Annotated in this window: 29 protein-coding genes; 13 read left to right on the forward strand and 16 right to left on the reverse strand. The window is 46.4% G+C overall.

From position 1 onward, the window contains the following. The first annotated feature begins 65 nt into the window (after window positions 1–65). Complete coding sequence (locus HW988_RS05585; protein WP_181606579.1) at window positions 66–449, forward strand: hypothetical protein; 384 nt, start codon at window positions 66–68, stop codon at window positions 447–449. Between the two features lie 388 nt (window positions 450–837). Next, a complete protein-coding gene (locus tag HW988_RS05590) occupies window positions 838–2,670 on the forward strand; it encodes an amylovoran biosynthesis protein AmsF (protein ID WP_181606580.1) in 1,833 nt (610 codons plus the stop codon). 27 nt (window positions 2,671–2,697) lie between these two features. Here the strand turns inward: HW988_RS05590 and HW988_RS05595 are convergent, their stop codons facing one another. Beyond that, window positions 2,698–3,312 carry a tRNA-uridine aminocarboxypropyltransferase gene (locus tag HW988_RS05595; protein WP_181606581.1) on the reverse strand — a complete coding sequence of 205 codons (615 nt, stop codon included), beginning with the start codon at window positions 3,310–3,312 and terminating at the stop codon, window positions 2,698–2,700. Between the two features lie 135 nt (window positions 3,313–3,447). Between HW988_RS05595 and hutU the strand changes: the two genes are divergently transcribed. The 4 genes from hutU to HW988_RS05615 all read left to right on the forward strand — a co-directional run bounded on the left by hutU (window position 3,448) and on the right by HW988_RS05615 (window position 8,021). Continuing rightward, the gene (gene hutU / locus HW988_RS05600) at window positions 3,448–5,094 is read left to right on the forward strand and encodes a urocanate hydratase (protein WP_181606582.1); all 1,647 of its coding nucleotides are present in this window, start codon (window positions 3,448–3,450) and stop codon (window positions 5,092–5,094) included. 286 nt (window positions 5,095–5,380) lie between these two features. Then, window positions 5,381–6,373: an ABC transporter substrate-binding protein gene (locus tag HW988_RS05605; protein WP_181606583.1), complete on the forward strand. Its 993-nt coding sequence runs from the start codon at window positions 5,381–5,383 to the stop codon at window positions 6,371–6,373. 8 nt (window positions 6,374–6,381) lie between these two features. Then, window positions 6,382–7,209, forward strand: a complete 828-nt coding sequence (locus tag HW988_RS05610) for an ABC transporter permease (RefSeq protein ID WP_181606584.1) — start codon at window positions 6,382–6,384, stop codon at window positions 7,207–7,209. Next, window positions 7,209–8,021, forward strand: coding sequence for an ABC transporter ATP-binding protein (locus HW988_RS05615; protein ID WP_181606585.1), 813 nt, complete (start codon window positions 7,209–7,211; stop codon window positions 8,019–8,021). The genes HW988_RS05610 and HW988_RS05615 overlap by 1 nt, the downstream gene beginning before the upstream one ends. Here HW988_RS05615 and HW988_RS05620 read toward each other — a convergent pair. The 9 genes from HW988_RS05620 to HW988_RS05660 all read right to left on the reverse strand — a co-directional run bounded on the left by HW988_RS05620 (window position 8,018) and on the right by HW988_RS05660 (window position 16,495). Beyond that, complete coding sequence (locus tag HW988_RS05620; RefSeq protein ID WP_181606586.1) at window positions 8,018–8,587, reverse strand: hypothetical protein; 570 nt, start codon at window positions 8,585–8,587, stop codon at window positions 8,018–8,020. The genes HW988_RS05615 and HW988_RS05620 overlap by 4 nt on opposite strands. Before the next feature lie 9 nt (window positions 8,588–8,596). Continuing rightward, window positions 8,597–9,838, reverse strand: a complete 1,242-nt coding sequence (locus tag HW988_RS05625; RefSeq protein WP_181606587.1) for a hypothetical protein — start codon at window positions 9,836–9,838, stop codon at window positions 8,597–8,599. Next, complete coding sequence (locus HW988_RS05630) at window positions 9,835–10,218, reverse strand: hypothetical protein (protein WP_181606588.1); 384 nt, start codon at window positions 10,216–10,218, stop codon at window positions 9,835–9,837. Before HW988_RS05630 ends, HW988_RS05625 begins: the two co-directional genes overlap by 4 nt. Window position 10,219: 1 nt before the next feature. Beyond that, on the reverse strand, window positions 10,220–11,203 hold the full coding sequence (locus HW988_RS05635; protein WP_181606589.1) for a hypothetical protein: 984 nt from the start codon (window positions 11,201–11,203) through the stop codon (window positions 10,220–10,222). A 12-nt stretch (window positions 11,204–11,215) separates the two neighbouring features. Further along, the gene (locus HW988_RS05640) at window positions 11,216–12,646 is read right to left on the reverse strand and encodes a hypothetical protein (RefSeq protein ID WP_181606590.1); all 1,431 of its coding nucleotides are present in this window, start codon (window positions 12,644–12,646) and stop codon (window positions 11,216–11,218) included. A 28-nt stretch (window positions 12,647–12,674) separates the two neighbouring features. Beyond that, window positions 12,675–13,205 carry a hypothetical protein gene (locus HW988_RS05645; RefSeq protein ID WP_181606591.1) on the reverse strand — a complete coding sequence of 177 codons (531 nt, stop codon included), beginning with the start codon at window positions 13,203–13,205 and terminating at the stop codon, window positions 12,675–12,677. A gap of 210 nt (window positions 13,206–13,415) precedes the next feature. Beyond that, window positions 13,416–14,345 carry a hypothetical protein gene (locus HW988_RS05650; RefSeq protein ID WP_220128810.1) on the reverse strand — a complete coding sequence of 310 codons (930 nt, stop codon included), beginning with the start codon at window positions 14,343–14,345 and terminating at the stop codon, window positions 13,416–13,418. Window positions 14,346–14,481: 136 nt separating this feature from the next. Further along, window positions 14,482–15,180: a hypothetical protein gene (locus HW988_RS05655; protein WP_181606593.1), complete on the reverse strand. Its 699-nt coding sequence runs from the start codon at window positions 15,178–15,180 to the stop codon at window positions 14,482–14,484. Between the two features lie 7 nt (window positions 15,181–15,187). Beyond that, the gene (locus tag HW988_RS05660) at window positions 15,188–16,495 is read right to left on the reverse strand and encodes a hypothetical protein (RefSeq protein ID WP_181606594.1); all 1,308 of its coding nucleotides are present in this window, start codon (window positions 16,493–16,495) and stop codon (window positions 15,188–15,190) included. A gap of 201 nt (window positions 16,496–16,696) precedes the next feature. On the opposite strand from HW988_RS05660, the gene HW988_RS05665 reads away from it, so the two are divergent. The 3 genes from HW988_RS05665 to HW988_RS05675 all read left to right on the forward strand — a co-directional run bounded on the left by HW988_RS05665 (window position 16,697) and on the right by HW988_RS05675 (window position 18,624). Then, window positions 16,697–17,125: a hypothetical protein gene (locus HW988_RS05665; protein ID WP_255490219.1), complete on the forward strand. Its 429-nt coding sequence runs from the start codon at window positions 16,697–16,699 to the stop codon at window positions 17,123–17,125. 74 nt (window positions 17,126–17,199) lie between these two features. After that, entirely contained in the window at window positions 17,200–17,646 is a 447-nt protein-coding gene (locus HW988_RS05670) for a hypothetical protein (RefSeq protein WP_181606595.1), read from the forward strand. Window positions 17,647–17,781: 135 nt separating this feature from the next. Next, window positions 17,782–18,624 (forward strand): hypothetical protein, encoded by an 843-nt coding sequence (locus HW988_RS05675; protein ID WP_181606596.1) that lies wholly within the window; start codon window positions 17,782–17,784, stop codon window positions 18,622–18,624. 43 nt (window positions 18,625–18,667) lie between these two features. On the opposite strand, the gene HW988_RS05680 is transcribed toward HW988_RS05675, so the two are convergent. From HW988_RS05680 to lpdA, 6 genes are all read right to left on the reverse strand, one after another. Next, on the reverse strand, window positions 18,668–18,940 hold the full coding sequence (locus HW988_RS05680) for a hypothetical protein (protein WP_181606597.1): 273 nt from the start codon (window positions 18,938–18,940) through the stop codon (window positions 18,668–18,670). Window positions 18,941–19,045: 105 nt separating this feature from the next. Next, window positions 19,046–19,558 carry a hypothetical protein gene (locus HW988_RS05685; RefSeq protein ID WP_181606598.1) on the reverse strand — a complete coding sequence of 171 codons (513 nt, stop codon included), beginning with the start codon at window positions 19,556–19,558 and terminating at the stop codon, window positions 19,046–19,048. Between the two features lie 42 nt (window positions 19,559–19,600). Next, window positions 19,601–20,047 carry a hypothetical protein gene (locus HW988_RS05690; RefSeq protein ID WP_181606599.1) on the reverse strand — a complete coding sequence of 149 codons (447 nt, stop codon included), beginning with the start codon at window positions 20,045–20,047 and terminating at the stop codon, window positions 19,601–19,603. A gap of 30 nt (window positions 20,048–20,077) precedes the next feature. Beyond that, window positions 20,078–20,365, reverse strand: coding sequence for a helix-turn-helix domain-containing protein (locus HW988_RS05695; RefSeq protein ID WP_181606600.1), 288 nt, complete (start codon window positions 20,363–20,365; stop codon window positions 20,078–20,080). Between the two features lie 154 nt (window positions 20,366–20,519). Continuing rightward, window positions 20,520–21,371: a radical SAM/SPASM domain-containing protein gene (locus HW988_RS05700; protein WP_181606601.1), complete on the reverse strand. Its 852-nt coding sequence runs from the start codon at window positions 21,369–21,371 to the stop codon at window positions 20,520–20,522. 93 nt (window positions 21,372–21,464) lie between these two features. After that, entirely contained in the window at window positions 21,465–22,874 is a 1,410-nt protein-coding gene (lpdA, locus tag HW988_RS05705) for a dihydrolipoyl dehydrogenase (protein ID WP_181606602.1), read from the reverse strand. Between the two features lie 315 nt (window positions 22,875–23,189). On the opposite strand from lpdA, the gene HW988_RS05710 reads away from it, so the two are divergent. The 4 genes from HW988_RS05710 (at window position 23,190) to HW988_RS05725 (ending at window position 26,775) form a co-directional block, all read left to right on the forward strand. Further along, window positions 23,190–23,498, forward strand: coding sequence for a PadR family transcriptional regulator (locus HW988_RS05710; RefSeq protein WP_142699520.1), 309 nt, complete (start codon window positions 23,190–23,192; stop codon window positions 23,496–23,498). Next, window positions 23,499–24,059 (forward strand): DUF1700 domain-containing protein, encoded by a 561-nt coding sequence (locus HW988_RS05715; protein WP_181606603.1) that lies wholly within the window; start codon window positions 23,499–23,501, stop codon window positions 24,057–24,059. Between the two features lies 1 nt (window position 24,060). Then, a complete protein-coding gene (locus tag HW988_RS05720) occupies window positions 24,061–24,906 on the forward strand; it encodes a hypothetical protein (protein ID WP_181606604.1) in 846 nt (281 codons plus the stop codon). A 123-nt stretch (window positions 24,907–25,029) separates the two neighbouring features. After that, window positions 25,030–26,775, forward strand: a complete 1,746-nt coding sequence (locus tag HW988_RS05725) for a phosphatidylserine/phosphatidylglycerophosphate/cardiolipin synthase family protein (protein ID WP_181606605.1) — start codon at window positions 25,030–25,032, stop codon at window positions 26,773–26,775. Window positions 26,776–26,845 lie beyond the last annotated feature (70 nt).

Consider the following 26,845-nt stretch of genomic DNA (forward strand, 5'->3'; position numbering starts at 1 on the left):
TCGATAGCTTCTTTTGATTCCCTCACAAAGATGGTGCTAGATTGGCGGCATCTAGAGGAGTTGATATGAAAGCATTGACGGTGTTGATTCTTACAAGTTTCTTGGTGGTTCCAGCGTTTGCGAAAAAAACGATTTGGGTGACGGGAACTGGTAGTGCTTCTGGTTCTTGCAAAGGTGGAGATTCTTTCTGCCCGCGCAACCTTCAATCGCGCGCAGAAACTACTGCGAAAAACAATGCGAGTTCAACTTGCACGATCAAAGGTGGAGTAACGATGGGTATTCCATCTTGTTCCGCTCATTGCTCACCGGGATATATTTCCCCAGGCAACAGCGCATGGGTTAGCTGCAATGCCAGCTGCCGTGTAAGCTGCCGAGTGGACGACAACGTTCCAGGCTTCGGTTTGCAACCAAATGGTTTCTTCGAAGGCTCCGACGACGAGATTTACTAAATTTAGATTTCCGATCGCTCGGGGAATGCTAATTCTATACATGCACTTGTTTCTATCCAAAGCCTGTCCCTAAAAAGACGGGCTTTGTCGCGTTTATAGGCAGTCCTGCGGCGATAATCCACGTACGAAATTGAATCATGCCAGACCTGGAAAATGAAATAGTGTCCTCTGAAATTAGCGGCGGAAAAATTTGGATTCGGTCGTGAGGAGCTGTTTAAATCGCCGTCATTTAGTTTTACAAAATAATTGAGTTTCTGCTCTCGTTTGCTCCAGGAGATTACGACGACCCGCTATTGACGCTTTGGAGGCCACAGCCGGATCCTAATAACATCTTGAACAGAAAATCTGGGGCTGATCTCTGCAGCTTCAATTAACATAAGGATGATTCATGCAAAGAAGACAAGTCTTGCAATCCGTGGGTAGCTCTTTGGTCACTGCTCTGTCACTCGCTACTATTTCCAGAACTGCCGAAGCAGCTGTTTTGCCAGCAAGTTTGGCTCAGGGAGAACTCGGGTCTGTAGCAGAGCTGCGTACGACACGCCCTTCAGCTAATGGCGCAAAGATGATAGTAAGAAGCTACCATTCTGGGCTTAATGTTGGTGGTGGCGACTTTGTCGGTTACTTGTCAAGTGGAACAGATGATGGCGGGACTGTCTTTGCTGGCAGTGGTTTTTATTGGCGTCGCGTGATCAATGATCCCAACAATCTGACGGTGTTTGATTTTGGTGCAAAGGCCGACGGTAAAACTGATGCATTATCAGCGGTCAGAGCGATGTTTGATTGGTCAAAAGCTAACTATCCGACACTTGGCATTCAGTTTCCTGCGGGCACGTTTTTTATGTCTGGTTTTAATTTTGGAGCAGCAGAAATACCATTCTTCCGTATGGCGGGAGCGAACGTAAATTTCGGTTATTTCGCGGGGACAACGTTGCTCTCGGATGGAGCTACGAGTTCTTTGATTAAAGTAAATGCGCGCAGGGTAGAGCTTTCAAATCTGGTCTTCAAGGGACAGGCTGATACAAAACCAAATTACCAAGGCTTCTTTGATAATATTTGTACTGGCGGGCAGTTTTTCCGAGGGTCTTGTTTGCGCTTTGATAAAGTTGGGGGCGCTTCTATAAGTCTTATGGATACACTAGATTGCAAAATTGACCAATTTTACGCAAGTGCCTGTCAAAATGATGTGATCAGAGCCCGTTGGTCAGGGCGAGCAGCCGGAAATTGGGATCACAGCACTGCGATTGAACTTTCCAATTTCAATTTGCAAAATTGTAAAAGCGGAAAGGTTTTAAACTTACCACGCTGTACTCAGTCGCTTATTTATAATGGATGGATCGAGCACTGTACTAATCCAGGAGATATCTCCAACGGACAATGGATTCTTGATGCATTCAGTATTGAAGACTGTGAGAATCCGTTGAACGCGCGTTGGTCGCGCTTGAATTCGCGTCAGATTAATTTGCAATCTGGAAGCAGTATTGACAATACGATGCAGGGCACTGACCCTAGCCGCTGGTTGAGTGCTTGGGAGATGGGTTCCTCGAGAGTGGAGTCCTTTGGTGCCGCTTTCGACGGCAGTCTGAAATACAACTTCCTTACTTCACGTTTTAGATTGAGCAACGATACCGGTCAGGCGACTTGGTTTGAGTTAGGGAATTTCTTTACGCCTAACATGGGAGATAGTTGGGAAATTGAACTATTTGGTCAAACACAGTACGGCAACGGTAGTGATACTCAGGCACTCATGAATCCGGTGAATGGAAAAACCACCGGCGGGCGCGCTATCATTCATATGCAACACAAAACGGATAAGTTGGCGGAGGCCAGTTGGTCAGCGGAAGGAAACTCGCCCGTGCTGGAAGTGCGAATTTTGCCCCGCTCCGCCACAGATGCCAAAGTATACGTGAAGATTGCTAACTGGACGCCGGTAGTTATGGTGGTAATGAAAACCAACGGTAAGGATCGCTTTATGGCGGGGCAATGCGTACGCTTTGACGCCACCATGACAGCTACAACTCCTCCGAGTGGCAATATAGTAGCTCCTCAGCGTTTTAGTTTGCACAATGGAAAAGCCGGAATCGGTGGTAATGAGAACGGAGATTTGTTGATGGCGTCGCGGGTTCTAACTGCTTCGCAGGTCGACACTAGCAAAGCCAAAGGCTACTTGTCGGTGGTGATCAATGGTGAACAAGTTGCCATTCCTTATTTTGATGTAAAGTAAAATTCTTGTTTCCAATCCAAAGCCTGATCAGAAATGATCAGGCTTTATGCCGCGACCTTGAAGCGTGCCTTCAAGTTTTGCTCGATACAATTTCATCAAAGGTTCTTTTGCGGCATCACCTTCAATAATTCCGATAGCTTCCGCGATGGCTTGCAAGGTCGCCATTCCCTCTGGAGTGTTTTCTGCGCGCATGTGGACTGGTGACTGATTCGGAGTTTTGATCATCACTCGCGGGACATCTTTTAATTCATGATGGCGATAGTGAACTTTGCTGGCTTGGCGCCAATTTCCATCCGGAACAATCAATTGAATCGGGCGGGGATCTTCGGCGACAAACTCTGCCGTCAATTCCCTGGCATCATCTGCAGGATAAAACATGACGGTGCGATACTGAGGTGTCAGTAAATCACTTAAGTCCAAAGCATTTTGATCAGCTCCGCGGATGCGCATTTCGCTATTCACCAGTGCTTCAATCGCCAAGCGCCCGGTATTGGTAGTACGTTTTAGTTCCTTGGCGTGAACCACCAGGCACAGGCGGGTTTTCAGTGTAAGTTTCGGAATGAACGCACAGACACAGCGGCTTTTGTTTAAAAAGCACACGGGACAAGGGTCTTTGGTCTTTCTTTTGCGTTCTAGAGTCATCGACGTATGTCTATCGTGCCGGTTTGGACAGTCAATTTATCCTTCCTTGCTGCGCCGCACCCCCGAAAGGTACGGCGTACCTTTCGGGGGTATTTTTTGTTAGGTTCTAGCTCTTCAGATTTCAAAGGAGAGCACATGTCTCGCGTCGTTAAGGCCCCAACGGGTAATAAGATGGTTTGTAAAGGCTGGCTGCAAGAGGCCGCTTACCGCATGATCCAAAACAATTTGGATCCTTCTATCGCAGAACATCCAGAAAATCTTGTCGTGTACGGTGGTATTGGTAAAGCTGCTCGTAACTGGGAATGCTTCGATAAAATCTTGGAAGCGCTTAAAAATCTGGAAAATGACGAAACTCTTTTGGTTCAATCTGGAAAACCCATCGGTATCTTGAAAACTCACGAAGACGCTCCTCGCGTTCTACTTGCGAACTCGAACCTTGTTCCCAAATGGGCCACTTGGGAAGTCTTCAATGAGTTGGATAAAAAAGGTTTGATGATGTACGGCCAGATGACGGCGGGTTCTTGGATCTATATCGGAACTCAAGGGATCATCCAAGGAACTTACGAATCGTTCGTTGAGGCCGGTCGCCAGTACTTCAATGGTGATTTGAAAGGCCGCGTGATTTTGACTGCGGGCTTAGGCGGTATGGGTGGAGCACAACCTCTGGCAGGTGTATTCGCTGGGGCTTGCGTGCTTGCGGTTGAAATCGATCCAACTCGTATTCAAAAACGTCTTGAAACAAAATACATCGACGAAGTGGCAACAGACATCGACGATGCGATTGCTCGTATTAAAAAATACACAGCAGCTGGTGAAGCAAAATCCGTGGCCCTTCTTGGTAACATGGCGACAGTCATTCACCAATTGATCGACAAAGGTTTCACTCCGGATCTTTTGACAGACCAAACATCTGCGCATGATCCATTGGTGGGTTATATCCCTGAAGGTTACACAGTTGAGACTGCGAAAACTTTCCGTGAAAAAGATCAAACGGCTTACTTGAAAGCTGCATACGATTCTATGGCGAAACATGTTCGCGGTATGCTTGCGATGAAAGACAAGGGAGCCGTGACTTTCGATTACGGCAATAACTTGCGTGCACGTGCTCAAGAAGCGGGTGTTGAAAATGCATTTGATTACCCAGGATTCGTTCCTGCGTTCATCCGTCCCTTGTTCTGTAAAGGCTCTGGTCCATTCCGTTGGGTTGCACTTTCTGGTGATCCGGCTGATATCAAAGTGACTGACGATGCGATGAGAAAACTATTCCCTCACAAAAAAGATCTTTTGCGTTGGTTGGATATGGCTGAAGAGCGTATCGCGTTCCAAGGTCTTCCGGCGCGTATCTGCTGGCTTGAATACGGCGAGCGTGCGAAAGCCGGCGCAATGCTGAATCAACTTGTGGCAGAGGGCAAAGTGAAAGCTCCAATCGTTATCGGTCGTGACCATTTGGATTGCGGTTCTGTGGCGTCACCAAATCGTGAAACAGAAGCGATGAAGGACGGTTCCGATGCAGTCAGTGACTGGGCATTGCTAAACGCCATGGTGAACACGGCGTGCGGAGCTACGTGGGTGAGCTTGCATCACGGTGGTGGTGTGGGTATGGGTTACAGCCAACACGCAGGACAAGTGATCGTGGCAGACGGCACTGAAAAAGCGGCTCGCAGGCTTGAGCGCGTATTAACTGCGGATCCAGCAATGGGCATCTTTAGACATTTGGACGCTGGTTATGATCTTGCAAAACAAACTGCAAAAGAACGCGGCGTGAACAGCTGCTGGTTGTAAAAATCAAAAAGTGTGCAGGCACATGAATTTATTCAAGGCGCAAGGAGGAAGCTGTACAAGTGTACTGCGACGACGAAGCAAGGCCGAAGAAATTTATGTGCCTGCGCACTTACTTAACTGGCCGAAGCGGTCTCACTCTTCGGCCTTTTTTCTCACATTAGTGCTGTCTCCGCTTGATAATTTCACTCTCAGGCAAGAGCTGCTTTTTCTCAGCTAAATCATGTTTGCATTCTTGTGCCATCAGTCAGACCATTAAGTGATGGTTTAAAAACTGGAGGTCTTCATGATGTCTCACAAGATTATTCTCAGTACGATTCTCGCATCCCTGTCATTAGCTCCCTTAAGTTTCGCAAATGCTCAAGCCAAAGGCACACCCGATGTTGTGCGCGTGGGAAATTTGAAATTCGCGCACTACGGAGCGATCAGCTACATGTCTGAATATTGCGGTAAGTATAATTTAAAAGTTCAAGAGCGCGTGTTCGCCAAAGGCATCGATATCATGCCAGCGATTATCGCGGGAGAAATCGACGTTGCTGCAAGTGCAGCTGATGCCGCTATCGCAGGTCGTGCCAGCAAAGTTCCTATTTACGCGATCGCAGGTTTCGCCGAAGGTGGCGCCCGAATCGTCGCAGGTAAAGATTCAAAAATCACTTCCGTCAAAGATTTCAAAGGCAAAAAAGTCGGTGTGGCCCGCGGGGGAGCACAGGAGCTATTGCTTCTGGCAGAGCTTGCGAAGAACAATCTAACCTGGTCTGATAAACCGGGCAAAGACGTGACGATTGTGTACATGGCCTTTGCAGATTTGAATCAAGCCTTGGCCGCGAAACAAATCGACGCCATGGCACAGAGTGAACCGCAATCATCCCAGGCCATCAATAAAGGCTGGGGTACGGAGTTGATGAAACCCTATGACACGGAGATGGGTAAACCAATTCGTACGCTGGTTATGACGGAAAAAATGTATAATGAGAAAAAACCTATCGCTGAAAGATTCGTAAAATGCTTCGTCGAAGTGACTCAGCTTTTCATGGATAAACCAGAAATCGCTGAAAAATTCGTGGTCGAAAAAATGTTTAAAGGTCAGATCACAAATCAAGACTTCAAAGATGCTATCGGCAACTCTCCTTATGTGTATCACTTGACTGCAGAACATATTCAAATCACCACGGATTTTATGCAAAAGTTCGGTGTGGGCCGCATGCAAAATCCCCCGAAAGCGACAGATTGGGTGAAACTTGATTTGCTGGAAGATGCGAAAAAATCTTTGGGTGTGAAATAGGGGACTTGATGGCTAAGGCTAAAATAGATTTCCTATCGCGTATCAAAGGGATTTGGGTGCCAATACTTGCCATCGCCATCTGGGAGCTGGTGGTCCGTATTGGTTGGGTGAATCCGCAAGTTTTGCCAGCCCCCTCAGCGGTGATCGTTCGTTGGTATCAATATTTAATGCCGCAAGAAGCCTATGACCCGGCATCAGGAATCTCTAAAGTATCCTGGATGTTTTCCGGCGAGCTTGTTCACGATTTATGGGCCAGCTTTTACCGCGTGATCCTGGGATGCGTGATTGGCGGAGTCTTGGCATTGCCACTCGGTCTTTTGATGGGTGCAAGCCAAAAGGTTTATGACTATTTCAATCCTTTGGTTCAAGTTCTGCGTCCCATTCCACCGATTGCCTATATTCCGTTGGCTATTTTGTGGTTTGGGTTAGGAAATCCTCCGGCGGTTTTTCTGATCGCACTGGGAGCATTCTTTCCAATCCTGATGAACACCATCGTAGGTGTGCGCGCCGTGGATTCTATCTATATCCGTGCAGCTCGTAACTTAGGCGCAGGATCTTTTTTAATGTTTAGAAAAGTGATCGTGCCTGCAGCAATGCCGTACATTTTAAGCGGCATTCGTATTGGGATCGGGACAGGTTTTATCTGTATGATCGTTGCAGAAATGATCGCGGTGAATTCGGGCCTTGGTTACCGCATCCTGGAAGCTCGTGAATATTTCTGGTCTGATAAAATTATCGCCGGGATGTTTTCCATCGGTCTTTTGGGACTTGCGATCGATACCGTGGTGGATAAATTGAACAATTACTTGCTCCGTTGGCACCGAGGTCTTGAATAATGACAAACACAGAAACTCAAATCAAAGTTCAAGGTGTCGATAAAATCTTCGTCGGTGGTGAAGAGGGTAAAGAGGTCATTGCTCTTAAAGACATCAATCTGGAGATTCCTCGCGGGCAGTTTCTGTGCCTGCTGGGGCCGTCAGGTTGTGGTAAGAGCACGCTGTTAAATGCGATTGCGGGATTTTCCCTGCCGACGAATGGACAAGTTTTGGTCGAGAGTAAAGTCGTCCAGGAGCCGGGGCCAGATCGTGGCATGGTTTTCCAAGAGTACGCGTTGTTTCCGTGGATGTCGGTCGAAGACAACATCACATTTGGTTTGCGCATTAAAAAGAATGTGCCTGAAGATAAAATTCAAAAGACTTTGGAATCATTGTTAGAGAAATTGAAACTAACGGAATTCCGTAAGCGCTTCCCGAAAGATCTGTCAGGTGGTATGCGCCAACGTGTGGCGATCGCGCGCGTCTTGGCCCTGGATCCACCGATTATGCTTATGGATGAGCCCTTTGGAGCGTTAGATGCCTTGACCCGCAGAAGTCTGCAAGACGAGCTGATTAAGCTGTGGCAAGAGACTAAAAAGACTGTGGTCTTCGTCACTCATAGTATGGAAGAAGCGATTTATCTCGCGGACCGTATCGTGGTCATGACCTACCGACCAGGAACCGTGAAGAAAGATCTGATCGTCGATCTTCCTCGCCCAAGAAGCCCAGCCGCCAATGATTTCAATGCCCTTAAGCGTGAAATCAGCGACTTGGTCATGGCCGAGCAAAACCGCTTCCAAAACGCCCAAATCCGCGGATCTACTGGCGACTAAATCAAATTCCTATTCAATAGTGCACTCAATTCGATCGAGTTCTCGGCATCAGCCGAGAGCTTGATACGAACTTTCACTGGTGCTAAGCATGCTTCAGCGTAAGTCATCCTATAAGTTACCCTGACATTCAGCTTATCTTCGCTGATCGCCACATTAAAATGATTGGGAAAATAGTTTTGATTCGTTTCGAACTGTAAATAGGTCGAATCAATCTGCACAAGCAAGGGTTGGCTGAGGAAACCTATGGCTTTCGACCCATCAAAGTCTAACGTCCAAAGTATGTTTTCATTTTGCACTTCGGCGGGAACATCACCACGCTGAATAATGTCTAGAACGCGGTTGATGTGTTCTTGAGTCAGATTTCCCTTGCTCATCGCCGCGGCGACCGCCGCTTCATTTGAGCGTTGCAGAAAGGAATCCATCCTTTTGCGGTACAGTCGGCAGCTCGTCTGTTCCTGGGTCTCATTCAGCACCTGGGCTGTTTGAATTTTGATTTCGCCGACCAAGTGATCGGCGAAGACGGACGGTGAACTGATTAAGATAAGACTCAAAAGAAACCATTTCATAAATCTTCCTTAGTCTTTTGAAAAGCCAACAGATCCGCTAAACATGACAGGCGTTGTGATTTCGACTGTCTCTTCTGCCTTGGAGTTATTCGCTGAAATATAAGAGTCTGTTTTGGAAGTTCCTCCCAATGTTGAGTTGGCGATATCCAAGACAATCGCACCAGCCTGGCAATAGGGATGAGCACATTTTCTTAGCCCTTCAGCGGCAGCAGAAGCGCCATTTTTACCCGGCGTTCCTGATTCCACAGGTGGCAGAGGCACCCCAAGTCTTGCCATAGAAATGTCATCTAAAACTTCCTGCATCAATCTTTGCTTTATATCCCAAGCTGTTTGTGCTTTGACTTCCGCGCAAACGCGAGAGTCGTTACAACTCATCGTCAGTGAAAACCAGCCAGAGGTTTCTGCAGTTTCGATCAGTGACGAGGCCGTGCTAGTTTTAAAGAATCCACCCTTGGATGAAGACTCGCGAATTTTTTTAGCCAGTAGACCCTTATTGTAAGTGGCGGTGTAACCAAACGTCGCACCCACTTCGTATTTATAGAAGGCAGTTGGCGTGATCAGGCCTGCTAAAACCTGGGAATCGATTTGCTCAGGAATTTCGCGTGTGAAGGGATCACGAAGTTTACAAGCTCCAAACAAGCTGAGATCCAAGCGGGCAGAGTAACTTCCGGCGCCAACATTGCTGTCCTTGGGAAGCGGCAAGTCTTCGTTAAAAGCGATACGCATATCAGGATCTTGGTTTTTTGCCTGATTCCAGGCAAGCGTCACTTCTTTCAACGGCACCGCCATGAAGGCCACAGGAACAGCGGTATTGTATTGACGAAAGCGTTGAACATTTTTTTCGATGTTCATATCAAAGATCATTTCCACGGAGGCACCTAATGCCGCGGCCAGATCGCCATAGTCGGATTTGATATTCTCGCGTGTTTCGCGAATTTTGGTCAAAGCTTCCTCGTTGACCTTTCCTTTGATAGCTTCTGTCGTCTGTCTGTTAAGTTCTGTCATCATTTTATTTAATGAATTGATTTCTGCACAGCGCCCCAGGTTGCCGCTGGTGATCCCTGTAACCTTGCGTGTTGCTTGCGCCGGAGGCAGTACATAAGCTGTCTTGCAATCCGCTGTCAGAAAATAGCCGCCACTGTTAGGTGGCGTGCGGATACTTTTCGCTATATCACAGGATGTCGAAATTCTTGGACCTACAGCAAAAGCCGAACTTGAAATCACCGATAAAAAGAGGATCCATATTTTCATAAATTTTCCTTTTTCAAAAATTCCTTGGCCAGATTCACCATTTCGTACGAATCACTTCTTGGGTCCGATATTATAGGGAAGACTTCCAGAAGCAGTTGAATGCTTTCCGATTTGGGTTGGTTTTCCAATTGCAATATCACTGAACCTAAGACATATGCCTGAGCGATCGGCAAAGACTTCGGATCAGGTTGTTGCCACTGAATTTTGCCCATTTGCGAGCTCCAAGATTTGTACAATCTACTTAAAATCGTCGCTTGCATCTGAGCCTGCGAAGATACACCCGGCGTATCCTGTCCATTATTTTCAGGTCTCGGAGTTCCGGAGTTTTCACAAGATGTAAGCAGTGAAACAATGCAAATGAGACCGAGCAGGTTTTTCATCTTAGTCTCCGATATTTACATCCAACGTTTCCCCAATAACGTAATTTAACGTGTATTGGGGATTCTCAGGTTTTACGTAGTCAATGTTCATTCCCCAATTATTATAAAGCTCAGAGTCTTTCGCAGTCGCTTTCTGGGCGGTATTTAGAGTCACATAATCGGCTTTCACCGAATTCAAGAAGGTTTGAATTCTTTCGGCAGAATGAAGCATTTCTGATGTGGCCACGACAGAACGAGCGGCAACACCCAATGCGAAGGCTTCCGCCAGTTCATTTTGCTTCGTAGTGTTCTTGTTGCTGACCACGTTCGGTTGGAATTTCCAGAACTGCTGGTAAATGGATGTATAAGCGCTTTGCTTGATCCACATGGTTTTGTCTGGAAGGGCTTTTTCATAAGTGATATCTCTTACGACCGAGAACTGAACAGTTTGCTCCATAAGATCACAGGCCAAAGCATTCTTATCCGAAAGATCAATTTGAATCTCCTGACCATCGGACTCACGAACTTTTGCAGCGAGCAAAGAAATTTCTTTCTCTAAAGTTCCCTTTTGTTCGCGGTACTCCGTATCGTTAGAGATCCAGTAACCATAGTTTTTAGTCAGGTTGATTTTTGGTTCACCCACCACCACTGAGTTTTCAAATGTCGAAAACTTGGCAAGGGCCGCAGCCGAAATCCCATCCCCGGGGATAATTAGTTTCGCCTTAAATCGCTTTCCAAGAAAGATCGACATTTTGCATAGATCACCAGCTGTCGAATTTCTTTTTGCATTAACAATCACCTTTAAAGGCGTGTTTTTAACAAACAAACGGTGAAAGCGAGAAGCTCCCGTAGGCAATTTATAAACTTCCGCGCGCAGTCCCGTATCAGAATCCAAGTAAATGCTCTCGCTTTTAAGGGTGGGAGCCCACTTTCCAAGGGAGCCCCAGTCTGTCGCTTGAGCATTCGCAGTCGTCGCGATTAATAAAATGAATGTTGCGAGTTTCATAAAAGTCTCCGATTAATTGAAGCCAGACGTGTGGTCCACAGTCGTTGTTTGATTTGCTTCTAAAGTGATACGCTCAGTGATCCAAGAATCGTCTTTAATGTCTTTAGTAAGTTCGCTCACGCCATTGCGATCTACTCTTGTGTAGATGGTTTGAGTGCTGCAGCTTCTAGATGCGCCAATACCGAAGAATCCTGAATTGCTGGAGCAGACTTGTCTTGTACCTGTGGCAACATCTTCGGTTCCTGGCAGAATTTCTGGAGCTCCCGCAATAGGTTCCTCACTGAAGATACCTAGTTGCTTTAGTTTGTTTTCTGCACGGGTGAAGTACTGTTGAATACTTTTGTTGATGATCCGAGCGAACGGTGACAGCTCCTCACCATCAGCAACGCCTTTCATATAGTCGTCAAAGCTGTAGGGACGGCCTTTGTCGTCGATCGTAATGCTAAGGGAGTTATCAAGTCCGCCGGCGATTACACCTTGGGTAAAATCACGACGGGTGTACTTTCCTCTCTCGATATAGCTTTCGATATTGTTTAAGAAATCCGTCGTCTTGATAGTTGCATTCACGTCCAGCTTGATACCTGTTTGCACATTGACCTTGTAAGCCAGATTCAGTGCGACAGTTTCGCTGATCAGTCTTTCCAGATCTTCTCGATTGTCTTTGCTGTTGCAGTAAGCCGACGTCGAGATATCAACCAGACCCGTCAGTCCGCCGTTCATCGCAACATATGTTGCCTCGGGATCCAGGGTGACCCCTGCAACAGCCGGAACACGATAGCTTGGGAAATCGACATTCAAGATCGTTTTACCCACCGTTGTCTTTGCCGACTTTCTTGAAATAACCAGAGTAGAGGAGGTGATTAATGCGGGTGTGAATTTCGTTGGACCGTTCGAGCCATCCGGCAATTCATTGGCCACACGGTAAGCTTCCACGTTTTGCATGATACGGTCTTCAAGAGTGTATTTGACTCGCAATGCAGGCATGAGGTCGTAAATACCAAAGATATCGTTCTTTCTTTTTGTATAATAGGCAATTTGCTTTCTGAGCTCTTTAATTTGCAACTTGTAGAGGTCTTTCTTTTCGGGAGGAGCCTCTGTGATTTTCAAGATCACCTGGTCAAGTTCGGCACTCAAGCTTGCGATCTTTGCGTCGTAGTCAAATGACTGGGATTTTTTATTAAGGATTTCCTTACAAAAACGGTCTGCTGCACCTGGAAGTTTCGCCCAGGATTTGACGGCCTTGATGTTTTTCTGAGGCAATACATAAGCAGTGTTGCAGTCTTTGCTAAAATAGATCGGAGCCTGGTTTTCCACCGACGGAGCTTTGACCTGACAGGACTTTTCTGGCTTTAGAACCGCGAACTGACTTTCTTCAGGCACGGCGTGAGCGGGCTGGGCCATGCTCAAAGACAGGACGGTTCCTACGAGCAATTTATTTTTCATGGTGATCTCCTTTGTGTAGGTTCGGAAATTATTGAACTTCTTTTTCTCGTTGAGTGCCGCAGACGATCCATTTCTTGGATATTTTTTTGGCGCGTTGGCTTTGGCTGCTGTATCCGACTTCGATGTATTCCAGTTTCTTCAAATCAGGCGTTTTTACGAACTCGACGGCCCAGCGTTCGTCACGGCCTGTGACATCGTCATAGTTTCTGTCGCGAAATCGATAGTGTAGCATTCGCGAATTCTGAATTTCTAATTGATGGGTTTTTGAGTATTCGAACTCAGGAATGTAAAAGGGGACATAGCGCTCAAAGCCAGTTTTATCGACGACGAGCATATCGGCAATGATGGTGCCATGAATTTCATGGGAGGATTTTGCGACTCTGCAGACCTGAATTTCAATGTGGCAGCTACCGAGTTCATAGCGGCCTTCCATTTCTCTAAGAAATTCGATCATGCGCAGATCTTTAGGGTCGCTTGCCGCATGTGTAGGGCACGCACCCAATTTAGCCCCGCTTTGCTGGGCCAAGAGTAACAGTGCGATGATGAAGAAAGTCTTCATAGAGCCCCCTCGTCAGATTGACGAGAGGCTTACGAGCAAAGGGGATACCAGTGATTTTAGAGCTTGAATTCGATTTTAGATGAGCTGAGTGAGTTTGGTCCGGTGCCCGAGATTTGAATTTCGGACATCGGCCGGATAAATCCCGAACCTTCACCAACACCGTGGACACCTAGAAAAAAAAGGGAGCTATAAGCTCCCGTTCATGTTTTGTTATTCTAATACTTCAGTTAGTTCGATCGGAAAGCGTTCACCGCTATTATAACGGGCCCAAGCTTTCCTCAGAAGCTTGATGCTCACATAGTCGGAAAAAATTTCTTTCGTAGACTGTGAACTTCCACAATAAACCTCCGCTGTAATGGATACGAAGCCGAGCATGCTGCTATTAAAAATTGCATATCTCGCGTCTGATTTTTTTACTCCGAACGGTGGTCGTGCGTCTTGATCAGGTGGAAAATTAATTTCGGCGATCGGCGAGGAAGCATCGAATTGTTTCTTACTAGAAATTTCTAAAACAGAATGAGGAACTTCTAAAAGCATAATTTCCAAATCTGGATTGGAATCCTTCCATGCTTGGAGGTTCGATGAATTTCCAGTCGTAAAGATATAATTAGCCAAAAGAGCAGGTCGTTGTAAATCTGGCGGCTTGCTGTCTTTAACCGCTTCATCATGGACTTCTTGAAGTAATTTTAACTTTTGAAGCAATGTGCTTTTCTTTGCTTCATCAGGGGTATTGGTCAACGTAGCTTGGAGGTCTTGAATACGGGCTTCAATTTCTTCTGCACGTTTTTTAGATTCCAAGGCGTATTTCGTATCTTCAGAAAGATCTGCGCAGAATGTGCTTGGTGTGGAAGATAAAACATTAACAGTATAAGTGCTTTCAACTTCAGTCAAAGGCGACAGGAACGCTGTCTTGCAGTCTTCACTGAAGTAGATTTCTGGAACTCGAACACTGTTAGGGAAATTGATATGGCAGGATGTTTCTGATCTTGGCAAAGGTGCCGTTTTTTTCGTCTCTGCTTTTACTTGAGGGGGAGCTACAGGCTTGTCGATAAACCCGTCTTTGTAAGACTTATTTTCCGATGATTGAGAACAAGCAGCTAGAAGGGTTGTTAACGAAATAAGCGCTAATAGTTTAGTCATGTTTGCCTCGAGGTTAATTCGTAGTGCAAACATTGCAAGGGCTGAGCCAACATTCGGGAGGGCTCAGGTCTATTATAATTGGTTTATAAGGCTATTAAGTATGACACTCAGGAAAGGTGTCTTGGAATTAGGCGGGCTAGTGCCCGCATTGGCAGTCGGTACCCAGGCAAGAAAGAACTTTGCCATGATTGTTGAACTGGAATTGAAATACTTTGTTGTCGTGCATTTCCAAGCTCACGGAGGAATTATCCTTAAGCTTCAAATCCATCTTTTTCTCAACGCGGGTGATTTTTCCTGTCGCTAAAAGCTTTTCGACGGTGTCGTCAGATTTCAAGGGAATTTCTTCCGGAAGATCTTGGGCATCCAATTTATAGAACTTTACGATCTTTTTGGATTTCGCATTTGTGTTGTCAGCGCCGATCACATGCACGCGACGTTTTGTTCCGTCGGGTTGATCGAGGTGATAGTTTTCCAAAGTCGTTTCTTCGGACTTAGTTCCCAGGCTTTTGCGCAGGTATTCCATCAAAGCTTCAGGTGTTGCCACAGCTTGAGCGGCAATTTCCGGAGCACAGGCTTTCAAAGAGTCGTTGAAAGTATCTTTGTCAGAAGCAGCGACAGGTGATTGTGCCGCCGTAGCATTTCCGGCCTCAGAACCCGTCACAACAGTATTCGGTGCAGAAGCGCTTTCTCCGGCTGAGATCACGGCCGTGTTGGCACCGCTATTAACTGGTTTTTCGTGAAAAAGAATATGCAGGAAATAATAATCCGCAGCCACTCCCAAAATGAAAAGTACTGCAGCCCAAATAAACCAATGCCTAAACTTAATTTCTTTCATAATTCCTTTAATCCTGTTTCAGATTCGGAACCCAAACATCCCATGACTTACAGCTTCTTGCACGCTGCGAAGGTCCACGGAGCTGACCCCAGCGGTACTGAACTTCGTCCATGGGATTGTTCGAAATGAGTCCCGCAAATAATCTGCGTTTGAACTCAGCTAAGTCAATGTACTGACCGGAAGAATATTCAGTAGTACAAACAGAAATTCCGTCCACTCCCACGGGAGCCATTTTGCGAGTTTCGCTAGCCATGCTTTCTTCGATGAAAGGATAAATTTTGTTCAGACGTACACGCATGTCCAAGCTTAAATCAGATGCGTTGTTGGCAAGAACCAACTCGCGGTAAACTTTGCGCAAAGTTACGTAGTCGTCAAACACGCGTTGGTCACGGCTTGGTGTAGAGTAAGTGTCATAGTCTTCATACGCCATGCAACCACGAGTGGAGCGCAAAGCATTCAAGCCATCATTCACCGCACTCACACGGCCGACCAAACCTTGGCAAGTCACTTTCATCAGGCGCGCCATCATTTGCTCATCCGTTTCGCGACGAAGTTGCAAGCGACCTTGCGCATATTTCACCCAGCGTTTTAAAGGAACTTTGTATTGTTCTTCGCTATAGCCTGGAACTTTCCAAACGGGTTGGTTCAAATACTCAACCGGTCTCCAGTAACGGAAGCCAGCGCCCCCTGCAGGAGTTTGGTCACCTTCGAAAACCCATTCTGGATTTGGCCAGGACTGGCGTTCTTGCAAAGTTGAACCCGAAGTACGACCCACCGTGGAGTTGTAAACCAAGTGAGGCACACCAATCGGAAGCATTTCTTTGATCGTCCAAGAATGGTGATTCACCGCAGTTGTCAGAATCAAAGAACCCGCACGAACAGTGTTGCGTGAAATCGCAACAGGGTAGGTATCATTGGCAACGGATTTGGTGCTGACCATGTCATAGATATACAGCAGGAAGTTTTTTACGCGTTGTTCTTCGCGTTGCTTATCGAAACGCTTCATCTGATTTGAAATCGTACGACCATAAGCCGTTGGATCTTGAATCACGAAGGGAAGTTTATTTTCGTAAGCGAAAATCAAACGCATGGAGTACACAGTATCGGCACAGTCCGTGCGCAGACCGTAATAAGGATTGCTTTGACCATTCGGAAGTTTTTTGCGGGCAAAGAAATCAATTTGCCAATTGTTCTCAACCCATTCAGAGAAGCGGTCTTCCCACGTCGGAGACCAAGAGTTAACTTCTGTCCACACGGCCGCGTGGGCAAAATTACAAGAAACCAAAACCACAAGAAGCAAAATCAAACGTTGCATGATGACTCCACAGATTACGCGAGGAAAACGGTACATTGCCGGTTTTTAAGATTCAAACAAAATGCCCTGCGGCCAAAGCCCATTTTTACTGGCGGTGACGTGTCATAAAACTCGGGTGAGTGCGTATTGAAATTCATTTGGCGAGTCATAGAATAAAAGGGTCGGCCGCGTTGCTTTTGCGGTCAGCAATCTGGAGGAGATATGAAAAACTTGAAGTGGATCCTGGGTCTTGTGTTCCTTGTGGGGACGGCAAACGCGGCCATTCGAGAGATTCCCGTCACGAGCGGCCGCGCGTTGCGAGCTCAGGTCGACAGTTATGTCGAGCTTCTGCAGAAGGAAATGGGGCTGGCTAAGAACAATAAAGAGCGTTTTCGCGCCATTCGCCGGGTCACTGACGAAATTAAAGTCGTGCGTGAAAATAATATGCCGCAGACAGCAGCGGACGAAGCCTATATGGATTTAATGTTGGCAGTTTTTGATTCCGTACCAACCGAGAAAAATTTCAAAAAAAGTGACTGCACCCGCTATGAAAACGATATTTTAAGTCAATACGAGCCCACGGCGGATATAGAGCCAATGGAGCCTGCGGTTAAGCCTGCCTGGTTTGCCTTGAACATACTGTGTAGATAATGCTCTTGTGATTTGAGCCTAAATCCGTTAATTCTTCGGGGGATTTAATTTTAATCCCTACGAGGAGTTTTAGAGTGAAAAAGCTTATTTTGATGATCGCAATGACGGTGTCTTCTTCAGCCTTTGCAGCACCCAGCACGCCAGAATTCATCGATACTTTGGTAGATACAATTAACGCGAGACTTGTTGTGATCAATAACGAGCGCGCACAAGATGGTGCCAAGCTTTATTGCAAGCAACTGAATGCAGACCAAGTAAATCTCATCGCCGCATATTTCCGTAACAAAAAAGCGAATACCTGGAAAAATTTGGGTTCCGTCAACGCCAGCAGCTTCGTGAGCTCTGTGGGCTTCAACCTTTCATGCTTCCCTAAGCCGTGCAAAAACTATGATGATTTGGTTCACGGTATTTGCAATGCAAAATCCTACAAAATGGATCGCGCACTTTTGACAAATTCTTTAGAAGCCATCAAAGGTGGAAAAGTCTACGTCAACACAACAATGGATGAAGTAGCTCGCTAACAGCCATTATCATTGTGAAGTTGAAACTTTAAAAGGGACCTAATGGGTCCCTTTTTTTGTCCTGAAGAATCACATCTTGAACAGGCTTACAGTTTAGGTGGAAATATTTAAAACAAATATTTCCAAGGAAATCCCATGTCTGGTCGATCGTTTAAGATCTTGCTCGTTTTTGTGGCTTTGGCATTTCAAATTCCTTTCCAAGCAGCCCATGCTGAACCAGAACCGGGAGAGGAGATGTTTATCTTTCACCTGGGATACTTTCTTCCATCCTTTGATACAACTTTGCGCGTAGATAATAAGGCTCTGGGGCGCGGGGATGAAGTAAACCTGGAAAACGACCTGGGTCTTGATGTCGAAGAAACGACTCTTCGTGCGGATGCCATGTGGCGTATGTCAGAGCATAATCGCTTAACACTTGGAATATTTAATTTTAATCGATCGGGCAGTCGGGTTATCAATCGGCAAATTCAGATTGGCGATCAGATTTATCCGGTCGGTGCGACCGTGAGTACTAATTTTAATTTCACGGTGATTCCCATCGCTTGGTCCTATGCATTTATCAAGAATTCAACTTGGGAAGTTGCTGCAGGAGCCGGTCTGCAGTGGTCGCAAATCAGTTTTAAAGCTGAAGGCAGTGCCTCTCTGAGTGGGATGAGCGGCAGTCGCGAAGCCACAGCATCTGCAAATGCGCCGCTCCCCCTATTAGGAATCGATGCGAAATACTATATATTTCCCACCTGGAGCGTGGGCTCGAATCTGGGAGTATTTGCTTATAAAGTTTCAGCGTCGAATATGGACATGCAGGGTAATATCGTGAATGCCACTATTTCTACGGATTGGTGGTTCACTAAGTATGTCGGCGCTGGTGCTGCACTGAACTGGTATTATGTGGGTGTTGATGTTCAAGGCAGTAAGTGGACGGGTGAGTTTAACTATCAATACTTGGGACCCCAACTCTTTTTGTCAGGGCGTTTCTGATATTTCAAAGTGAACTACCTAGAGCAGGCCTGGAAGATGGTCATTAGTAGCCAAGGATATCTACGTAAGTAATGCCTTTAGCAACGCTGGAAGAAACTTTCGCGCGTTGGCCTTTGATTTGGATTTTGCCATCCAAGAACAACTGTTTGAAAGTTGTGCGAGTGATGTTGAACAGATTCAAATTTTCTTTTTGATTGCGAAGGGCATTGAGCAAAACGACATCCAAACGCTTAGCCGATTTATGAAGTTCGATCGTTACGCGAAATGATTTAGGTGGACGTGGGGGAACGTGATTTACGCCTTGATATTCTTCCATGGGGTCTCCAGATTGCGATAAGGCGCGAGAATGCCACGGCTGAGGACAATTTGTCCAATGATCTTGCCAAAAGGTCCCCCTGAAGCGAAGGACCCTGGAAAAATATTACAAGATAGAGATCCCTGAAGTCTTGGAGACTTGGCGAACTCCAACGTCTTTGATTAAGCAGTTATAGAACGAACGGGGGCCACCTAGAACCTCCGTACAGCTGATGTTACCAGCGGATTTAACTGAAGCCCCAGAGAACTCCTCGGGTGCCACTTGTAAAAGGGAGTAAAGGTAATGAGCTGCCGGTCCATGAAGGTGCACCGTTGGGGAACCTGATTGGGGACCATAGATTTCCATGCTCTTGCCGTCGTCGGTGATTTGGATGTTGGTGCCCGTTTTGCTGACACGAATGAAGATGTTGTAGTCTTGGTTCACGAACTGAAGAATACCTTGAGTCGTTCCACCCAGCGCCGCATACACGGCTTCGATGTTTTCGCTGGAAGCATTTTCTGGCCACGGCATCAAGCCTTCGATTTTGCTCGCCGTAAGAGTGGTGATGATTTCGTGTTTCGCAGCCTGAGCTGTTAACGTGCTAAAAAGAACCGTAGTGATAAGTAGAATTTTTGTCATAGTGATAATTCCTTTAAAAAGTTTTGAATCTATTTTGAATATTTAGTGACAGTCATTGCCAGTGGGAGCCTGAACTGTGGTTACGCAAGCAAAGCGCAGAATTTGGCCGACCTTGATGCCTTTTGATTTTGGCAGATAGGCAGAGACTTTCGTGACCTTCGCCAAGCGAACCGAATCCCATGTATGCCCTTGGAGACAGCCATCGTCGATAACGTCGCGGGCGACGACAGTTTCTTTGATAATGTTTAAAACGAGTGCTGCGTATTTCGGAACATTGTTGCCATAGGAAATGCCATCAAAATTGACCCATTTGCTTTGCTCTTCTGCAGAATCTGATTCGATTGAGCGAGCATCGCCAGGCAGAAGATAAAGAGCGATAGTTTGGCCAGAAGGTGTTTGAGCGATACATTCTTCAGTCACTGTTTCTTCAGTCGCCAAGGCTGTCGAAGCTGAAATTACAAGGGCCAGAATCGCGATTAGGTTTTTCATAATATCCTCTGTATAAGTTCCGGAGAAAAATTAAGTTAACAAGTTGCCAAGTTGAGAGCGGAGTTCAGACAAAGTCTTTTCAACTTCTTCAAGCTTCAGGAAAAGATCTGCGTTCTTTGGCTTACGGCCCGTCATCAGTTCAAACAGGGAAACGTCTAACGCTTTTGAGAGCTTTTCATAGGGTTCACCCAGGATTTGACGGCCATTTTCCCACTCACGGTAGGTGGTCACGGGGATGCCTGCCTGGTCAGCGATTTGTTGTGCTGACATTTCTTTTTGGGTGCGCATTCTTTTTAAGCGGGTTGCTAACGTTTCCATACTTGTCTCCGATGACGGGAGATATAGAACGACTGAAGCTTTGCGTAAAATAGAACGTTTCGATAACAACATTCCAGAATTTCGAAGGTAGTTTCATAGAAAGGTGCCAGGTCCTATTTCAGTATGCGGTGCTCCCGTAAATAGGACCTGGCACCTATTGGAAGCGGGTGATGTATTGGCAGCGTTGGCAGAGGTTTTCGACGAGTTTATTGTCTTTAAAGCCTTTAAGGATTTTTACGGAACGCTCGGAGCCCAGGATTGATTCGATGCTGGCTTCTTTAACATTGCCTAAAGGGATCTTGCCTTCTTTGTCCAGGCAGCAGGGGACGACGGTGCCATCGGCAAGCACGCCAAAGTGGCTGGAGAGGCCATAGCAGGTGCCACGGGCGCCCAGGATCGGTAAATCTATGGAAGGCCACGTGAACTCGGTATCAAAATGTAAATGCAGGCGATTTTGGATGCGCACGCTTTTATTTCGGCGCACGTCGATGTCTTGGTTGAAGGCAAAGCCAAATTCTGTGCAAACACGATCCAGCATCGAGCGATTTTGCTGGCCAGTACCCATTGGGTCGTCCAAATTCCACAGGCGGTAGTTGATATAAAGCTCCGGGCGCTCTTCCATCGCGCGGCGAGTGTATTTAAAGATCTTTCCAAGATAAATAGTTGGGTCTTTATCGCCATAGTTATCGTGAAAGCTATGCAGAGAGAAATTCACCTGGCGCAGGATCGGGCGCAGCAGGAGCTCTTCTTTGACGGCATTCATCAGAACACCGTTGGTCACCAGGAATACGGGAACCTTGTGGGCTTCGCATATATCCAGAAACTCCGCCAACTTCGGGTGAACCAAAGGATCGCCCATCAAATGCAAAGTCACCTGATCGGTCAGGGGGGCGACTTGCGTGATGACGGATTCAAAGACCTCCACGCTCATCATTTTCTTTTCGCGCTCCACAGGCGGACAGAAGCTACACTGCAGATTGCAGATGTTGCTGATCTCGATATTCACCTTATGAAAGCGTTTCGTGGATTTGATAACCTCAGGCCCTTAAAATAAAAAAGGCCCCTGGGAAATCCCAGAGGCCTTGGATTTGGAATTCTCTTACATCTGACGGGCGCGTTTTTCAACCGCAAGGGCGGCTTCGCGCACAACTTCTGACAAAGTAGGGTGGGCGTGGAAGGATCTTGCAAGATCTTCACTGCTGCCACCGAACTCCATGCACACGATCACTTCGTGGATCAGCTCAGAAACGCCAGGACCCACCATGTGAGCGCCCAAAAGCTTATCTGTGGCCTTATCCGCGATGATTTTTACGAAACCTTCAGTGAAGCCTTTCGCGCGGGCACGGCCGTTTGCCAGGAATGGGAATTTACCCACGTTGATTTCGATACCTTTTTCTTTAGCTTGCTCTTCGTTGATACCTACAGTCGCCACTTCTGGGTGAGTGTAAATCACGCCTGGAACTGTGTTGTAGTTCACGTGACCTGCGCCTCCAGCCAGCATTTCTGCAACGGCGACACCTTCTTCTTCCGCTTTGTGCGCAAGCATGGGGCCGGCGATAACGTCACCGATCGCGTATACCCCAGCAACTGACGTTTGGTAATGAGCATCGACGATGATGCGACCTTGCGGATCTTTTTGGATGCCAGTTTCTTCAAGGCCCAAGCCCGTTGTGAATGGTTTGCGACCTGTCGCTACCAGTACAACTTCGGCTTTCGCAGTTGTTGCTTTACCATCAGTCAAAGATTCGTAAGTCACTTCAACGCCGTCAGCAACGACGTTAGAGCCAGTTACTTTCGTCGAAAGAAGGAACTTCATGCCTTCTTTTTCCAAGTTACGTTTAAGAACGTTCATGCAGTCTTGATCTGTAGCGCCGCCCAGGCGGTTTGTGTACTCGATCACTGTCACTTCAGCCCCCAGGCGCTGCCATACAGAGCCCAACTCAAGACCGATCACACCGCCACCTACAACGATCATCGTTTTAGGAACTTGTGGCAGGATCAAGGCACCTGTGTTGGAAACGATTCTTTTTTCGTCGTACTTTAGGAATGGCAATTCAACTGGAACGGAACCCGAAGCAATCAAGATGGCTTTCGTCGTTAACACTTGTGTGTTGCCGTCGTCTGTTTTCACTTCTACTTTGCCAGCTCCCAGGATTTTCCCGAAGCCATTGATTCCAGTGATTTTATTTTTCTTAAATAGGAAGTTAATGCCATCAGTGTTGGCTTTAACGACTTTGTCTTTACGAGCGATCATTGTACCCAAGTCCAATTCAACTTTAGGAACTTTGATACCGTGAGCAGCGAAATCATGTTGAGCCGCTACGTAGTGTTCAGAACTTTCCAAAAGAGCTTTAGAAGGGATGCAACCCACGTTTAAGCAAGTGCCGCCGTAAGTTTTGTCTTTTTCAATAACTGCGGTTTTCAATCCCAATTGAGCTGCGCGAATTGCGCCAACATAACCACCGGGACCGGAACCAATAACAATAAGATCAAATTGATTGTCTGACATAAATGTAAATTCCTTTTAGGTACGGACACACTTTTGGTAGCAAACACGCGTCAGAATGATGCGAGGTTGCTACCAAAAGTGTGTCCGTACCTTTTTATACCCAGTTTAACATTGGCGGTCACTAAGTAAGGTTCGTTTTAGGCTCGGCGAACGGCTGAATTTGATTAGATGTTGGCTTGCGGCGCACTTTGAGGCGCGAGATATCCTCAATATATTTAGCTATTTATGATCCCGATCATAGATAGCTAGGAAATATTACCTAGTACCTTGCAATCCGAGGTACCATGGATTACTTTGTAGCTGTAAGGGGCACTCATGAATGTTCAATTTAAAAAAGGCGTGATCGAGCTTTTGGTTTTGTCGCTGCTGAATCGCAAAGACCGCTACGGGTATGAGTTGGTCGAAGCGATTTCGGAAAGCATCGAGATTGCCGAGGGGACGATCTATCCCTTGTTAAAAAGAATGACCGATGAAGGTTATTTCAAAACCTATCTGCAGGAATCGGCAGAGGGGCCTCCGCGCAAATACTATCAAATGACGACGAAGGGTCGAACGTATTTCGACGAGCTTCGCAAGGAATGGCGCGAGTTTTCAAAAAGTGTTGAAAAGATTTTGGGAGAATAAATGACGAAGGCAGAGTTTTTCGAACAACTAAATGAAGGTTTGAAGAAAGTAAGAAAAGACGAACGCGCTGATATTTTGGCGGAGTACGAAGAACATTTTCATCATGCTTTGGCGAAAGGTAAAACGGAAGACCAAATCTGCAAGGATTTGGGATCTGTTGATCAAATCATCAAAGACTACCGCATTGAAAAAGTTTTGGCTGATCAAGTGACGGGCGAAACGGGTCACGCGAAATCCATTATGCGTGCGGCGCTTATTTTGATGGCATTGGCTCCGTTGAACTTCCTGGTTTTCATTGGACCTTTCCTGGTGACAATGTGTTTATTGGTGGCCTTTTGGTCTGTTGGTGGCTCGCTGTTTTTAGTGGGCGCGGCGATGTTCTTTACTCTTTTGGTGAAGATTTTCTCAAGCTTGCTGGTGCCCGTTTTGATGATTGGTTGTGTGGGAATCGCATCTTTGGGGATTTTCTTTATGTTGCTGCTTTTGCCGATCACACAATTGGCGGGTGCGATGACTTTCAGATATTTGAAATGGAATCTTGATTTTGCGAGAGGTCACTAAGATGAAAAAGTACTATATCGTTTCTTTGATTGCGAGTTTCTTTGTTGCGGCTATCTGCTTGGGAGCCACGGCATCATTTGTATCCACTTGGAGTAAAAAAGAACGTGATGAAATTGAGAAAATCGCTTTTTCTAAAACTTCTTGGGCTTATAAACTGAGACCTGAAGCCGAAGAAATAGGTCATGCCTCTAACGCCAATCCGTTGGAAATTTCTTTGGCGGGAATTACTGAAGTTGAAGTGGCGGTTCCGGATGGCGATGTTAAAATTTCCGCTGGTAAGGACGCCGCAGGAACATTCACGGCGCAAGAATTGGCAGATGGCTGCCAGTTGCGAGTGACTCGCCGTAAGGATGAATTGACCATTCGCTTTTCAAAAATTGATAAGAAAAGCGAAGGGTGTTCAGGAAGTTTGATCGCAGAGATTCCTTCGTCGGTGGACTTGCATATCACTGGTGGGCAAGGGGATGTGACAGTCGAGAAAATGAAGGCTGAAATTAAGGCTCATATCGGTTCTGGTAAACTTACGATCGCGGAAAGCAAAGGGGTCGTTCGCGGCGAAGTGGGCGTAGGCGACGTTTTAATTTCCGGAGTGTCTCCAGAAATCAAAGTAGACCTTGGAGTGGGCAAACTTGATGTAAAGCTCATGGAAAAATTGAACGAGGGGGAGTGGTCTTTTAAAGTGGGCATGGGAAGTATCAGCGTCGAAGTGCCGAACGGTCAGATCGTTAACGAGAAATATACGACCGGTATGGGAAGCAAAACCCTACTGAATAAAGAGAAAGCACCATCGGAGTTTAAAATCAGCGCGACCTCCGGGGTCGGAGACATCGCCACTACGGTTAAGTAAAAAGAGGGTTCTTCGGAACCCTTTTTTCGTTCACTTTAAGAGTCTTTTTGCCCTCTCTGGCATGTCTTCTGAAATACGTCTTTGCATAGATTATTAAGTAATTCCTATTGCAAGGAGACCCTTATGGGCATGTCCAAGGTGAATAAGTTTTTGACAGTGAGTGGCCTGTTATTGTCCTCGGCGCTGGCGCCTTCCGTGGTGATGGCGGCTGAGCAGTGTTCGGCTATTTTCACGGCGCAAACCCAGGCACCAGCTCCAGCAGTAAATCCTGCGATTTTAATGGGTCTTTTAAAGCAGCAGCTTCAGGCTCAAGTGGGTCAGTACGCCTTTCAAATTGTAAAAGGCGATCCCACTGAAGTTCTTAAAACGAAATCCATTTCTCCTTTGAATGTGCGCGACCTGGCAGAGTTGGGCACAGTTAAGCAAGAAGCGATTCTTTTAAATCAACTGGCGGTTTTATCAAACTCCGGAAAACTGACATCTTCATTGGTTTCACTTTTGGCGCAATTGAAGGCTCTTCCTGAGTTGGGTGGAAAACCAAATCCATTAATCGGACTTTCTAAAGAAAAAGAAGCCTATCTGATTGAAACAGCCGTCAGCAACATCGAAGGTGTTTTGGCTTTGCGTGGTTTAACGAATACGACTGTTAAATATGTAGAGTGGTCGGCACTTTCTAAAACGATGACAGAACGTTTGGATAATTCTCCAGCGGGTCTGGATAATATTTTGCATTTTGCAAAGTCTGAATTTCATAAAACCTCTAAAGTTCAAATTCTGATCGACGGAGAGCAGTCATTTGCATTGCGTGACAGTTTGATGAGTAAGGCTAAGAAATCCATCGACGTGATGACGTGGGCGGTTTACTCCGATAAGACAGGTTTTGAAGCGGCAGATCTTTTAATTTCCAAACACAAAAGCGGCGTGAAAGTTCGCCTGATCGTGGATGGTCAAGTGGCGAAAAAGCCGGGATATACCGAGGCTGTTCAAAAAATGGAACAAGCCGGAATTGAAGTGATTCGCTGGACGAATCCATCCCACGTGTTCGAAGGTCAACATCGTAAAATGCTAATCATCGATGGTGAGCATGTGATTTCTGGCGGTTTGAATTTTGGCGATGTGTACAGCCATAAGAACCCAGATATGAATATTCCGCGCTGGAGAGATACAGATGTCTATGTTCAAGGTGAGTCGGTGAACGAAAGCCGCCGCCTGTTCGCAGATGTTTGGAACCAGCAAGTAAAAGAAAAGAAACTGGCTTATAAAACAATTCAAGTTCGGGCTTCCAAACAGGTGGCTCCTGAAACAGGTGATGTGGTTGCGGTATTGAATCATGACCCCGTAAAAAATCAAAACGGCAGCACAATCATGATGACGCTGCTGAAAGGTATTCGCGAAGCGAAAAGCACGGTGGATATTGAAAATGCCTACGTCGTGATGTTCCCGGCTTTGAAAAATGAAATCCAGGCGGCAGTGGCACGTGGAGTTCGGGTGCGTGTGCTTACGAATTCTCATACGTCTGTAGATGAGCCGATCGTAAGTCTGCCGATCTTAAGAAGTGCCCATGATCTGGCGGCAGTTGGTGCGCAAGTGTACTTGAAAAAAGGTGCAACACTCCATTCTAAGCTTGCGGTGATCGACGGCGAGTACTCGATGGTGATGTCTTATAACTTGCATCCACGCTCTGAAAAAGTGGAAGGCGAGATGGCAGTGGTTGTGAAAGGCAAACGCTTTGCTGATACCGTGACTCAGGCCTTTACGAATGACATCAGTTCAGATCGCGCGACGGCAATTCCTTCAGCCGATTTGATTCAATTGCCAAGCAGTCCCGAGGTGGTTCCAGTTCTGCGTATCTTCTTTGATATGCTTTAATCAGGTAACAGTTCCCTTTTCGTATTGCGATGCGGAACCGAGTGGTTCCGCACGTACAATAAAGGTCTAT

It is taken from the genome of Bdellovibrio sp. KM01 (genome assembly GCF_013752535.1).
GTDB lineage: Bacteria > Bdellovibrionota > Bdellovibrionia > Bdellovibrionales > Bdellovibrionaceae > Bdellovibrio.